This is a genomic window from Pseudoalteromonas sp. 31A1 (assembly GCF_011378815.1).
GTDB lineage: Bacteria > Pseudomonadota > Gammaproteobacteria > Enterobacterales > Alteromonadaceae > Pseudoalteromonas > Pseudoalteromonas arctica.
Window position 1 is genome coordinate 133,884 of sequence record NZ_WTKY01000001.1, and the last position, 13,476, is coordinate 147,359.

Annotated in this window: 14 protein-coding genes; 8 read left to right on the forward strand and 6 right to left on the reverse strand. The window is 40.5% G+C overall.

Translation table 11 applies throughout. The features are described from left to right. Positions 1 to 4: 4 nt before the first annotated feature. From ftsE to rpoH, 3 genes are all read left to right on the forward strand, one after another. Positions 5 to 682, forward strand: coding sequence for a cell division ATP-binding protein FtsE (ftsE, locus tag GQR52_RS00655; RefSeq protein ID WP_007582842.1), 678 nt, complete (start codon positions 5 to 7; stop codon positions 680 to 682). Next, positions 679 to 1,665, forward strand: coding sequence for a permease-like cell division protein FtsX (gene ftsX / locus GQR52_RS00660; RefSeq protein ID WP_165727133.1), 987 nt, complete (start codon positions 679 to 681; stop codon positions 1,663 to 1,665). Before ftsE ends, ftsX begins: the two co-directional genes overlap by 4 nt. A gap of 314 nt (positions 1,666 to 1,979) precedes the next feature. Further along, on the forward strand, positions 1,980 to 2,843 hold the full coding sequence (gene rpoH, locus GQR52_RS00665) for an RNA polymerase sigma factor RpoH (protein WP_007582838.1): 864 nt from the start codon (positions 1,980 to 1,982) through the stop codon (positions 2,841 to 2,843). 771 nt (positions 2,844 to 3,614) lie between these two features. On the opposite strand, the gene GQR52_RS00670 is transcribed toward rpoH, so the two are convergent. The 4 genes from GQR52_RS00670 to gpmM are packed head-to-tail and all read right to left on the reverse strand — an operon-like array spanning position 3,615 to position 8,414. Further along, complete coding sequence (locus GQR52_RS00670) at positions 3,615 to 4,376, reverse strand: divergent polysaccharide deacetylase family protein (RefSeq protein ID WP_165727134.1); 762 nt, start codon at positions 4,374 to 4,376, stop codon at positions 3,615 to 3,617. A gap of 50 nt (positions 4,377 to 4,426) precedes the next feature. After that, positions 4,427 to 5,692, reverse strand: a complete 1,266-nt coding sequence (locus tag GQR52_RS00675) for a S41 family peptidase (protein ID WP_165727135.1) — start codon at positions 5,690 to 5,692, stop codon at positions 4,427 to 4,429. 34 nt (positions 5,693 to 5,726) lie between these two features. Next, on the reverse strand, positions 5,727 to 6,866 hold the full coding sequence (locus GQR52_RS00680; protein ID WP_165727136.1) for a peptidoglycan DD-metalloendopeptidase family protein: 1,140 nt from the start codon (positions 6,864 to 6,866) through the stop codon (positions 5,727 to 5,729). A 3-nt stretch (positions 6,867 to 6,869) separates the two neighbouring features. Beyond that, positions 6,870 to 8,414 carry a 2,3-bisphosphoglycerate-independent phosphoglycerate mutase gene (gpmM, locus tag GQR52_RS00685; RefSeq protein WP_165727137.1) on the reverse strand — a complete coding sequence of 515 codons (1,545 nt, stop codon included), beginning with the start codon at positions 8,412 to 8,414 and terminating at the stop codon, positions 6,870 to 6,872. Between the two features lie 338 nt (positions 8,415 to 8,752). On the opposite strand from gpmM, the gene GQR52_RS00690 reads away from it, so the two are divergent. From GQR52_RS00690 to gpsA, 4 genes are read left to right on the forward strand one after another with little or no spacing between them, the layout of a single operon-like run. Further along, positions 8,753 to 9,184, forward strand: a complete 432-nt coding sequence (locus tag GQR52_RS00690) for a rhodanese-like domain-containing protein (protein WP_002957784.1) — start codon at positions 8,753 to 8,755, stop codon at positions 9,182 to 9,184. A 31-nt stretch (positions 9,185 to 9,215) separates the two neighbouring features. Then, a complete protein-coding gene (gene grxC / locus GQR52_RS00695) occupies positions 9,216 to 9,473 on the forward strand; it encodes a glutaredoxin 3 (RefSeq protein WP_002957783.1) in 258 nt (85 codons plus the stop codon). Between the two features lie 34 nt (positions 9,474 to 9,507). Beyond that, positions 9,508 to 9,993, forward strand: a complete 486-nt coding sequence (secB, locus tag GQR52_RS00700; protein WP_010553360.1) for a protein-export chaperone SecB — start codon at positions 9,508 to 9,510, stop codon at positions 9,991 to 9,993. 3 nt (positions 9,994 to 9,996) lie between these two features. Further along, a complete protein-coding gene (gpsA, locus tag GQR52_RS00705) occupies positions 9,997 to 11,004 on the forward strand; it encodes an NAD(P)H-dependent glycerol-3-phosphate dehydrogenase (protein ID WP_165727138.1) in 1,008 nt (335 codons plus the stop codon). A gap of 69 nt (positions 11,005 to 11,073) precedes the next feature. On the opposite strand, the gene trmL is transcribed toward gpsA, so the two are convergent. Beyond that, a complete protein-coding gene (trmL, locus tag GQR52_RS00710; protein ID WP_007582820.1) occupies positions 11,074 to 11,538 on the reverse strand; it encodes a tRNA (uridine(34)/cytosine(34)/5-carboxymethylaminomethyluridine(34)-2'-O)-methyltransferase TrmL in 465 nt (154 codons plus the stop codon). Positions 11,539 to 11,699: 161 nt separating this feature from the next. Here trmL and GQR52_RS00715 point away from each other — a divergent pair, with 161 nt between their 5' ends. Beyond that, positions 11,700 to 12,566 (forward strand): cation diffusion facilitator family transporter, encoded by an 867-nt coding sequence (locus tag GQR52_RS00715; protein ID WP_165727315.1) that lies wholly within the window; start codon positions 11,700 to 11,702, stop codon positions 12,564 to 12,566. Here GQR52_RS00715 and GQR52_RS00720 read toward each other — a convergent pair. Beyond that, a complete protein-coding gene (locus GQR52_RS00720) occupies positions 12,526 to 13,473 on the reverse strand; it encodes an alpha/beta fold hydrolase (protein ID WP_007586153.1) in 948 nt (315 codons plus the stop codon). The genes GQR52_RS00715 and GQR52_RS00720 overlap by 41 nt on opposite strands. Positions 13,474 to 13,476: the final 3 nt, after the last annotated feature.

The following is a 13,476-nucleotide window of genomic DNA, read 5'->3' on the forward strand; positions in this document are numbered from 1 at the left end:
AAAAATGATAAATTTTCAGCAAGTAAGTAAGACTTATCCTGGAGGGCACCGCGCCCTCGAAAAAGTTAATTTTCATGTTAAACCGGGTGAACTTGCCTTTTTAACCGGCCACAGTGGTGCGGGTAAAAGTACGTTGCTTAAGTTAATTAGCTTAATGGAACGTCCATCGGCAGGCAGTGTATTTATCAACGGTGTTGATTTAAATAAAGTAAACTCGCGTCAAATTCCTTATGCTCGCCGTGATATAGGTATTATTTTTCAAAACCACCGTTTACTAGAGCGCTATACTATTTTTGATAACGTGGCACTGCCTCTTATTATTGAGGGTACTCACCATAAGCAAATAGCTAAACGTGTTCATGGTGCGCTTGATAAAGTAGGCCTGATAGACAAAATAAAATGTCATCCGTCTATGCTCTCTGGAGGCGAGCAGCAACGTGTTGGTATTGCCAGAGCAATAGTGAATTCCCCGCCAATTCTGTTAGCCGATGAGCCTACAGGTAACCTAGACCCTGAGCTTTCAATGGAAATCCTAAAGCTGTTTGAGGACTTTAATAAACACGGCACCACTGTTCTTATAGCGACGCATGACTTAGGTTTGGTTGCACGTATGAAGTACCGCAGTCTAACCTTAAAAGATGGCCGCATGCTTCAAGATCCGCTCGCTGAGGGAGCACTATGAGTTTACTTTTTAAAAGTCGTCAAAATAGTAACGACAAGCAAAAAAAATCAGTATTAGCTGGCAGCTATTTTTTCATTATTAATATTTTTCGCCAAGGTGTTCATAGCTTAGGTGAAATGTGGCGTACGCCGCTTGCATCTATGATGACTATTGCTGTACTTGGTTTGAGCCTAACGTTACCTGCAACACTTTATCTCGTTGTTAAAAACGTACAGCAAGTAAGTAGTGGTTTTGAAGAAGCGAGTGAAATATCGTTGTTTGTAAAAGAAAGTATGAACGAGCAAGAAACGCAAACATTAGTAAAGCGTTTAGCACTTTATCCAGAAGTGGAAAGCGTTGAATTTATATCAAAGCAAAAAGCACTAACAGAATTTAAAGACGTATCTGGCTTTGGGCAAGCTTTAGAGTACTTAGATAAAAACCCATTACCTGATGTGGTACTTGTTACTCCTACAAAACGTCACAGACACCCAAATGCCGCTAAAGTACTGCTAACTAAATTAGAAAGTGAACGTGAAGTTGATTTTGGTAAGCTCGATATAGCGTGGCTAGAGCGTTTAAATGCATTACTAGATTTACTGAAAGAAAGTGTAATAACCATCGCATTATTACTGCTTACCTCAGTGACGCTTATTATTGGTAACACCATCCGTTTGTCGATCATGGATAAAAAAGAAGAAATACAAGTAATGAAGCTAGTCGGCGCAACTAACACCTTTATACATGCCCCATTTTTGTGGACCGGTATTTGGTATGGTGTAATAGGTGGTTTATTCGCCTTTATATGCGTAGGATTAATGATGTGGTGGCTTTCAAGCGCTGTGAGTAGTGTAGCGGGGGTGTATCAAACAAGCTTCTCGTTAATTGGATTATCGCTTAATGAGCTCGGCTTTTTAGTGTTACTTGCAACAAGCTTAGGATTTGTAGGCTCGTACCTTTCTGTAAATCGATATATTAAAGAAATAGAACCCGATAAAGTATAAACAATCCTGCAAACTATAAGTGAACCAACCCAGCTTGATATGCGTATCGTACCGAACTGGGTTGTACCTCCTGTTATTAAAACTGTCATATTTATGTACTATCCTCCCATGAAGTAATGAGTTGTAAATAAGGTGATGCAGCGAGGTTAACCTGCTGCAGCCCCTCAATTCATCACTTATTCAGTCGCTTGTAGTAGACTAAACACATACTAAAAACTGCTTGATTTATACTTTAAAAAAGTTTTAAATTGGGGTTAGCACTCTTAAAGAAAGAGTGCTAAGATAGTTTCAAATGTTTATCACCGAGGTGAAAAATGAGTAAAGATTTATACGCAATGGCACTTACAGTCGGACAACAAAGCGCAAGCATGGACGGTTACCTTCAAGCGGTAAGCACTATTCCTATGCTTAAAGTTGAACAAGAGCAAGAACTTGCTAAAAAGCTTCAGGAAGAAGGTGATCTTAGTGCTGCCAAGCAACTCATTATGTCGCATTTACGCTTTGTAGCACATATTGCTAAAGGCTACTCGGGATACGGCTTACCACAAGCTGACCTTATTCAAGAAGGTAATATAGGCCTGATGAAAGCGGTTAAACGTTTTGACCCTACAGTGGGTGTACGTTTAGTATCGTTTGCAGTGCATTGGATTAAAGCCGAAATTCACGAGTTTGTGCTTAAAAATTGGCGCATAGTTAAAGTTGCAACCACTAAAGCGCAACGTAAATTGTTTTTTAATCTTCGTAAAAACAAAAAGCGTTTAGGTTGGTTTAATCAAGCTGAGGTTAGTACCGTTGCTAGCGAGCTAGGTGTGAGTGAAAAAGAAGTACGTGAAATGGAATCGCGCATGAGCGGCCAAGACATGGGCTTTGACCTAACGGGCGACGATAACGACGACGCACCAACAAGCACGTACTCTCCAGTACAATATTTAACAGATGGCGCAGCTGATTTAGCTGACGACGTTGAACAAGAACAGTGGAAAGAGCAAGCGCATACTCGTTTATTTAGCGCACTTAAAACACTAGACGAACGTTCACAAGATATTGTTAGCGCACGTTGGTTGTCGGATGATAAAGCGACTCTTCAAGAGCTTGCACAAAAGTACAGTGTATCTGCTGAACGTGTTCGCCAGCTTGAAAAAACAGCGATGAAAAAGTTACAAAGCGCTATGAGCTAATATTGCTCAAGCAGCAAATTTAAAAGCCCTGCATGAAAATGCGGGGCTTTTTGCTTTCGCGTAGATTGGTTTGAGAGAAGCGAAACCCAACGATAAAATATTCTATCAAGCAATACCAATCCGCAATAATACTTATACCAATTCCAATAAATAGCTGATCTATTTTACTTGCTAAAACAACCCATTTCTTTGTTGTCAATTTCGCAAAGGGAATAACCATTTACATCAATTTACGCCTAGAACTGAATTATTTTTTCGGCGTAAAATTCAGATCACATACTTAATGGAATTGGTATTAATCATTTTGCGGGGCTAAACGTGTCGCTACCTGCGTTAAAAAATTCTCAATTAGAACAACTAAATAGCGAATTTTTTGCCTGGCTATCAACACGTTTTTCCGCCCTCAAAATAGATCACTTAATTAAGCGAATTGGTATAATACTAGGGCGTGTTGATCTTTGCGGATTGAAATTTGTTCAATCTAGGGGCGATTAAATCGCGGCGCGAGGTTTGTAACCTAGTGGGCTAAGTAAAAACCGAGTAACAAAGAGTTTATCGTCCCTAGGCTGAACCCGAAGGGCAGCGCATGTTTGGCATTTATGCTGCGTTATCGCCTATTTATGGGGAATAACCACACTTCATAGGCTCTGCCCTGCCTAAAAAACAAACATACTGCTGCAAATTCAACCATCAAAGATCAACATGCCCTAATACTCTGCATTATCGAATAGTTAGTTTATCATTCTGATATAGTATTATTTAAAGCTTATATCACCGAGCACTAATCTCTTTTCCCTCAGCTTGCGCCAACTGAATATATTTACGTTCAACCAGCTGCGAAACCGGCACGAGCTCAAAACCTTGCTTAGTTAGCTCGGGTAAGGCATGGCGTAAAAATTCGATTGTTTCTGGGTAGGGGTGAGCAATTGCAATAGCAGAATTATGGATGGTGGCTAGTTGTTTTAATTCTTCAAGCCTTAGCTGCAGTTGTTCTGGTGTAGTTATATTGTCTAAAAACACTTGGCGGCCAATATTAGCAACACCTAAAAAGTTCGCGGCGTTTTGTGCTTGGCTTAAATCGGTTGTGCGGCTATCTAAAAAATACAAATGGCGCTTTTTAAGCACTTCCATTGTCCACTTCATAGCTTGGCTTTGCTGCGTAAGTGCTGAGCCCATGTGGTTATTAACGCCCTTTACTTGCGGTAAACTGGCGAGAGCGGTTCCTAGAGTTTGCTGAAGCTGCTCTTTATTCATATTTAAAGTAAGCGCGCCAGGTCCGAGTTCTTTACCGTTAAGTGCCTGCATAGGTACATGGAGTAATAGTTCTTTATTTGATTGACTGGCAAGCGTTGCAAAAATTTGCGAATAAGGGGTGTGGGGCAAAATTGAATAAGACAATTGCCCTGGTAAGGAAAGGAACTCTAAGTCCCGTTGATGATAGCCTATGTCGTCTATCACTATTGCTATTTGCTTAGCGCTAATTGTTGCTGAGCTAAAACAAATAGCTAATATTAGCCATTTTATTATTTTCACGTTTATAGTTTTTATTATCTTTTTAGCTTTATTTATACAGCTTATACAAGCTATTGCATGCTGAGTAATTGTTTTGCTTTAACTAACTGTAAATCGGCTAAGTTACTCGTGAGTAATTGCGCGTTACTGTTAATTTGCTCACTTTTTATTATAACGGCTTTATTACTTTGTGAAAGGGTTGTTTGATTAACCGCCACATCTGGGGTTACTCCTATCCCATCAATCGACTTTCCTAGCGGCGTAAAGTATTTAGCTGTAGTGAGCTTTAATGCGGTATTGCCATCACCGAGTGGGATTAGCGATTGCACCGATCCTTTCCCAAAAGATTGGCTGCCAACAACGGTTGCTCGTTTATTATCTTTAAGGGCTGCGGCTAGTATTTCTGCTGCTGAGGCAGAGTTTTCATTTATAAGTACAACAATGGGGGCATTTTTTAGAATGTCGCCACGTTTAGCGTAAAAAGCTTGGTTTGCATCGTAAAAGCGTCCTTTGGTCGTCACAATAGTACCGCTTTGTAAAAATAGATCTGATACCGCCACTGCGCTTTGTAATGTACCCCCTGGGTTATCACGTAAATCAATGACTAAGCCTTTAAGTGGGTAACCAAAGTGGCTTTGCAGGGCGGCCACTTGCAGAGCAACCTCATGTAAGGTGTGGTTAGAAAAGCTATTAATAGCTATATAACCCGTACCAAAATCTAACAGTTCGCTTGTCACGCTTTCGAGGTTTATTTGGCGGCGTGCAACATGAAACGTAATTGCATTTTTATTGTTACCGCGATTTATAATTAGGTCTATATTCGCAAATTTACTTTCTCGTATTAATGTTGCTACTTCATCGATTGTACGGTTTTGAGCTGTGTGGTTGTTTACACTTACAATAATATCGCCTGGCAGAATACCCGCTGTTTTTGCGGGGGAATTATCAACCACATTAACAATAGTCATATATTTATCGATATTTTTAACCTCAATACCAATGCCTGTATAGCGCCCGTTTGTGTTATCAAATAATGAGGTTAGTTCGTGCTCATTTAAGTACTTAGAGTAAGAGTCGAGCTTTGAATATAAACGCTCAAACTGTTGGCTATTATATTTAATGTGGTGGCTATTTTGTAAGGTGAGATCTTCAACATAGTAGGCATGAATGTTAAAGAGTATTTCGTCTATTTGTTGTCTTTTAAGATCTTTAATCGAGCTTGCTAGTGCGTTACTAGAAAAAGCGATTAAGGTTAGTAATACAAGCAAATACAGACTTATATAAAAGCCTGTATTTTTTTGATCAATGGTAGTTACTACAGTTTTTTTAGTTGTCATCAGCTGCTCCAGAGCGGTGCAGCGATTTATTTAATTAAATGCGTTTGCACCATTTTACAGGATTTACTGCGCGTCCTTTGTGGCGTATTTCAAAGTATAGACCAGAACTAGCTTGTCCGCCGCTTTGGCCAACTAAAGCAAGGGTTTCGCCTTCGCGTACCATGTCGCCTACATCTCTTAGCAGTGTTTGGGCATGACCATATAGGCTCATAAAACCTTCACCATGGTCTACAACAATTACCCAACCATAGCCCTTTAGCCAATCGGCAAATACAACTTGGCCGTTATGTACGCTATTAATATTAGTGCCTTCTTTTGCACCAATTAATACGCCTTTCCAATCAATACCACCATGTTTACGTTGGCCGAATGTGTGCTCTAACTTGCCTTTGCTGGGCCAGTCTAATTTGCCTTTGTTTTTATTTAGGCCCAGTAATTCAATTTTCTGTGTTTTTTCTTTTTCGAGTTCTTCAATTGTTGCTACTAAAGTTTGTTGGTTTTCTTTTAAATAGTTTATTGAACTTTTGGTGCTGTTGAGCTGAGCTTGTAAATTTTTAAGATTAGCTTGGCGTTCACTTTGTGCATTAAGCAATGCAGTTTGACGTCTTTTTTGCTCATCAAATAAAAGCGCTAGTTTTTCTTGTGTTTTAACAAGCTCTTCTTGGTTTTGTGCTATTTGTTGTTGAAGGTTTTTTAGATCTTCAATTTGTTCAATACGGGCTTTATTTAAGTAGTTGTAATAACTTAGTGTGCGCTCAAATTTTGCGGTGTCTTCTTGGTTTAACAGCATTTTAGAATAGTCGTCGCCACCCGCCATGTAGGCACTTTTGAGCTGCGCGGCTAAGACTTTTTGAAACTGAGTATGCTTTTTATCGAGCTCATCGGCTTTATTTTGTAGCTCTTTTTGCTGTGTTTTAGTTTCTTTTACTGATTGTTCTGCCATGTTAAGTGCTTTAGCATTTTTAGCTATATCGAGTTCATGGCTTTTGAGGTTTTTTTGTAGTGACGCTATTTTTTTTCTTTGGGCGTTATACTCAGCTTGGCTTTGCTCAAGTGCATTTTGAACTTCTGATAAGTCTTTTTTAGTACGATCTTCATTAGCAACTGCAGATGCAGTCACTAATGAAGTGAGTATTAAACCGCACTTAATTAACCGGTTAATACGTCTATTCATGCGTTATTTCAACATCATGATAGGCGTACCAGTCATTTCGTTTGGCTGCTCCATGCCCATTAAGTGAAGCATGGTAGGGGCTACATCGCTTAATGCTTTACCTTGCATAGGCTCTGCATCGCGACCCACATAAATAAAATGTACCGGTTCGCTAGTGTGAGCTGTATGGGCTTGGCCTGTTTTAAGGTCTGCCATTTGCTCTGCATTACCATGATCAGCTGTTATTAGTGCTTCACCACCAAACTCTTCAAGTGCATTAACAACACGTCCAATACAGCTATCTACCGCTTCACAGGCCTTAACTGCAGCGTCAAACACGCCAGAGTGACCTACCATGTCGCCATTAGGATAGTTACAAATAATAGCATCGTATTTTCCACTTTTAATTGCTGCTACTAACTTGTCGGTTAACATTTCTGAGTTCATTTCAGGTTGTAAGTCGTAAGTTGCTACTTGCGGCGAAGGAATTAGTTCGCGTGTTTCGCCTTCAAATTCGCTTTCGCGCCCGCCACTAAAGAAAAATGTAACGTGTGCGTACTTTTCGGTTTCTGAAATACGAAGCTGTGTTTTGTTATTTTTTTCAAACCACTCACCAAGTACGTTTACTAACGGTGTTGAACCAAAGGCAATAGGTGCATCTATATCGGCTGCATACTCTGTCATCATTACAAATGCACTAAGCGCTGGCGTTCTTTTTCTTGCGAATCCATCAAAATCAGGCTCAACAAAAGCGCGAGTAATTTCGCGGGCTCTATCTGCTCTAAAGTTGGCAAAAATTAGAGTGTCGCCATCGTTTATTGAAGCAGGAGCGGCGCCTGTTGGTGTAATGGTTGTAGCGGCCACAAATTCGTCGTTTTCGTCGCGCTCGTACGCTGCATTAAGTGCCTCTACGCCGTTATCAAAATTAAAGTCACCTTCAGCTAATGCAATTACGTTGTACGCTTTTTCTACGCGGTTCCAACGGTTGTCTCTGTCCATTGCGTAGTAGCGGCCAATAAGTGACGCCAAACGACCGCATTTAAGTTCGCTAAATAACGCTTCAATACGTTCGATTGACGCTTTAGCACTACGTGGAGGTGTATCGCGGCCATCTAAAAAGCCATGAAAGTAAACTTCTTTAGCACCACGTTTTGCAGCAAGTTTTATGCTAGCAACAATGTGATCTTCGTGACTATGTACGCCACCTGGGCTTAAAAGACCCATTATGTGAACTGCTTTTCCTGCACTTACCGCTTTATCTATGTTTTCAACTAAGGCTGGGGTTGAATCAAATTCGCCATCGTTAATTGCTTTAGTGATACGGGTAAAATCTTGATAAACAATGCGACCAGCACCTAAGTTCACATGGCCAACTTCTGAGTTACCCATTTGACCATCAGGAAGACCAACATCTAAACCCGAAGCTGATATTAATGTGTGTGGCCGTGTGGCCCATAAATTGTCTAATACCGGTGTGTTAGCTGCAAGAATAGCATTACTTTGCGTATCTTCGCGGTATCCCCAACCGTCTAAAATCATTAATACCAGTGGTTTTTTATGCTCTGTCATAATAGCTCCTGAAAATTAGTATCTGTTGATGGATACTGTGCACCTAAAAGGTTTATTAGCGTGGTTTTAGCATACCGTGTTTTTAAGCTAGGATCAGCATTGAAAACAAGATATTAAATTTTTTCACTTATACCTCATTGACTAACCTGAACTCTGCTTGAGATAGATTTATTATCCAGAGTTCTTGTTAACTATATATGGGGGGCTTTATCGTTTTTTAAACGTCTCTAAGTGCTCCTAAACTCGCATTTTAGGTTGGTTTGGGTATACTTGCGTGGCTAAAGTACAAAATCCTTAAAACATCACGTTTTAAAACATAATTTCATAGTGGAAGTAGAATGGATCAATATATTGAATTTATTACAAATCATCCCATTTTAAGCCTTGCTTGGGTTGGTATTGTTTTCCTTATTGTTAGTGGCTGGATAAAGAGTAAGCTTTCAGCTGTTCGTCAAATAAATCCTCAGCAGCTTACGTTACTTATTAACCGTGATGACGGTCAAGTAATCGATATACGTGCGCAAAAAGAGTTTAACGCAGGGCGTATTTCTGGTGCTGAGCACTTAAGCCCAGAGAATGCGAAAAAATCTGACTTTTCAAGCCTTGAAAAGTACAAGACTAAACCCATTATAGTTGTATGTACTACAGGTATGACTGCCCAAGGTACTGCAGCCGCTATGAGTAAAGCTGGTTTTGAACGAGTTTACTTATTAGCAGGTGGCATGGGTGCGTGGCAATCTGCCAGCTTACCAACTACAACAGGTCGCTAATCAGTTTAGCTAGGCCGATAGAGGATTTATTATGAGTAATGTTGTTTTATACACCAAGGCGTATTGTCCATTTTGTCAGCGTGCTCTTTCGCTTTTAAACAGCAAAGGCGTTGAATACACAAATTATGATATTGGTGTACAGCCAGAGCTACGCGATGAAATGATTGCCAAAGCAGGTGGTGCAAGCACAGTACCGCAAATTTTTATTAATGATGAACATATCGGTGGCTGCGACGACATGATGGCTATTGAAGCGCAAGGTAAACTTGACGCTAAGCTAAACGCTTAATTTAATTATAATAACGAACAAGTTAGGAATAACAATGAACGAAGAAAATCAAAACGTAGCAGCTGCAGAAGCCGGCGCACAATTTACTATTCAACGTATTTACACTAAAGATGTATCGTTTGAAACGCCAAACTCTCCGGCCATTTTTCAAAAAGAATGGACGCCAGAAGTTAAGCTAGACCTAGATACACGCTCTAATAAACTAGACGAAGGTGTATTTGAAGTTGTTTTAGCGCTAACTGTAACCGCTTCTCTTGGTGAAGAAACTGCGTTCTTATGTGAAATTCAACAAGCAGGTATTTTTACTATTGCTGAAGTTGAAGAAGTGCAACTTGCGCACATGCTAGGTGCATTTTGTCCTAACGTGTTGTTCCCATATGCACGTGAAGCTGTTTCAAACCTTGTTAACCGTGGTACTTTCCCACAGCTTAACCTTGCGCCAGTTAATTTTGATGCGTTATTTGCACAATACATGCAACAACGTACTGCGCAAGCTGACCAGGCTTCAGCAGACGCATAACTTATGAGTACAGCAACTACAGCTGTTACTGTATTAGGGGCGGGGTCTTACGGCACCGCCCTTGCTATTTGTTTAGCCCGAAATGGTCACCACGTGACACTTTGGGGAAGAAATAGCGACGACGTTGCCACGCTTGCAGCTGAGCGGAAAAATCAACGTTACTTACCTGATGCTCCTTTTCCAGATACTCTTACTCTTGAAGCTAACTTACAACATGCCGTTGCTAGCAGCGCTATTGTACTTGTTGTTGTGCCAAGCCATGCTTTTGGCGACACACTTGCGCAGATCAAACCTGCATTGCAAGACGGTGCTAAAGTAGCGTGGGCAACTAAAGGGCTTGAGCCTAATACTGGACGTTTGTTACAAGAAGTGGCTTTGCAAGAATTGGGTGATGATATTCCACTTGCGGTACTGTCGGGTCCTACGTTTGCAAAAGAAATGGCGATGGGTTCACCTACAGCTATTTCAGTGTCTTCTACGTCACCTGAATTTGCTCAGCAGCTTGCTGATTTACTTCATTGTGCTCGCTCATTCCGTGTGTATAACAATGATGATTTTATTGGTATACAGCTCGGTGGTGCGGTTAAGAATGTAATTGCCATTGGTGCCGGTATTTCGGACGGTGTTGGTTTTGGCGCTAATGCGCGTACCGCACTTATCACCCGAGGCCTTGCAGAGCTTACTCGTTTAGGTTGCGCTCTTGGTGCTAAGCCAGAAACCTTTATGGGAATGGCAGGCCTTGGCGATTTAATACTAACGTGTACAGATAACCAATCACGTAATCGTCGATTTGGTTTAGCGTTAGGTAAAGGCGAAAGCGTCGATGCTGCTATTGAGTCAATTGGTCAAGTAGTGGAAGGCTTTAGAAATACTAAAGAAGTGTATTTATTAGCGCAGCGTAGCGGTGTAGAAATGCCGATTACCGAGCAAATTTATAAAGTGCTTTATGAAAATAAAGATATGAAAGAAGCTGCAATGGCGCTATTAGGCCGAGAGCAACGTTCTGAATAATTTTATAAGCGTTTATAAAACTAAAAAACCGACGTTATGTCGGTTTTTTGTTGTTTAGCTCAAAGCTATTTACTGCGCGTTAGGAAAACCCAACTGGCGCCAAGACTCGTAGACAAACACAGCTACTGCGTTTGACAAGTTCATGCTGCGGCTATTGGCTTGCATAGGAATACGCACACGCTGCTCTTTTGGCAGTGCTTGGATCATATCGTCAGGCAAGCCGCGAGTCTCTGGGCCAAATACCAAGCAGTCACCCGCTTCGTAACTTGCTTCATGGTGAAACTGACTACCTTTGGTTGTACATGCATATATTTTTTTTGGTTTACATTTTTCAAGGTAATCTTCAAATGAGGCATGGCGTTGAACATGACTAAATTCATGATAATCAAGTCCTGCACGTTTCACGCGCTTATCGTCCCACTCAAAACCTAACGGCTCAATTAAATGTAATGCATAGCCGGTATTGGCACATAGGCGAATAATATTACCAGTGTTAGGCGGTATTTCAGGTTGGTATAAAACAATATCCAGCATAATGAGCCTTATAAAATAATCTGTAGTTTGACGAAGGGCAGTATACACGAAACCTTTTAAAAAAATGATATACTCACACTATTGAGTACTCCTAATTATCGGATTAAAACGTGCATAACCGTAGCTACGAATTTTGGGTTAAAACTTCAAGCATTGTTACCATGGTAATGGTTAGTTTAATGATTGGCGCAAAAACATGGGCATGGCTGGCTTCTGGCTCGGCTTCAATGCTTGGCTCGTTAACTGATTCGTTAATGGATATTACTGCCACCGCCATGAGTTTTTTAGTGTTAGGTTACGCACTGCGCCCAGCGGATGATGACCATAGATTTGGACACGGTAAAGCCGAAGCACTTGCAGGGCTTGGACAAGCTGCGTTTATTGCAGGCTCAGGTTGCCTACTTGCTTTTCATGGTATTGAGCGATTATTTAACCCTATACAGTTAAGCCATTCTTTATTAGGTGTGTGGGTAAGTATTTTTGCTATTGCGTGTACGCTGGTCATTGTATTTGTACAAAACAAGGTGGTTAAGTATACCGATTCAATTGCTATAAAAGCCGACTCAGTACATTACAAAGGTGATTTAATATTAAATGCCGCTGTGCTATTAGCTATTTTGTTAGCTTATTATGGTGTGTTGTATGCCGATCCTGTTTTTGCGATAGGTGTAGCGGGTTACTTACTTTATAACAGTTGGGATATTGCTCGCGATAGTGCCGATCATTTAATGGATAAAGAACTGCCAGATGATGAAAAGCAAAGCATATTTGATATAGCCAGAGCCCATGCTGACGTACATGGTGTACATGATATTCGTACGCGCCAAGGCGGAAAAGTTAAGTTTATCCAAATGCACTTAGAGCTTGATGATCATTTAAGTTTGATTCGCGCACATAACGTAGCTGATGAAGTAGAGGCAATGCTTAAAGAACGTTTTGAGTCTGAGGTAGATATATTGATCCACCTCGACCCTTTGTCGGTACTTGCTAAGCCGTCACCGACTCACAAAACTGATACAAACTTTTAAGCAATGGCTGGCGTATTTCATCACGTTCAAAAAACAGCTCGTGTTTAGCGCCTTCAAAGCTTTTAAGTACCGTGTTTACGTGCCTGTTTGCTAATTTATATTGGGCATTGTTATCAACCACTTCGTCGTTTTGCGCACTGGCAATATAAAGTGGAATAGTCACGCTTAAGTTATCCACAGAAGTTATAAATGCAAACGTCGCATTTAGCCAGCCGTAAGTAACACCGCCGAGCTGTAGTAATGGCTCTTCTTGATATGTTTGCCTAAATAGCTCGTAACGCACTGGGCTGCTGGTTAATACATTTGTAGCAAACTCATCGGGTATGTAATCGGTTTGTCCTAGTGCGTAATTGTCTTTTTGACCCAAAAGGGTTGCAGTACTTGCTATTAATTTAGCTAAAGGTTTTGGTGTGTTTTTTGTATAAATATCAAGCATAGGCGCTGATAAAAACGCGCCACTAAAATTGTGTTCAAAATGCGCAAGGTAATCAAATGCTATGGCGCCGCCCATTGAATGACTCACTAACACCTTTTTACCTTGCCAATGAGTATCCACTATTTGTGTATTAAATAAGTTTAGGTCTGCGCTGTAATCTTTAAATTGATTAACATGGCCTTTGTGCTTATTTAGTAGGTGGCGATAAGAGCGGCCTTGTCCTTGGTGATCGGCTATGAATATGGCAAAATTATTGTTATACAGCTCCCATAACAACTCTTTATATTTATCTAACCCTTCAAGGCGCCCAGAGCTTATTACAATGGCATTTTTGGCTTTATCTGGTATGGCATAAGCATAAAATAATTGCCCGTTAGGTGTATCTAAATAAGCTTTAATTAGCGTGTTTTTATAAAAGTTATTAATTGTTATTTGATTACTCTTAAGCTCACGCTCACTACTATAAAACATGCT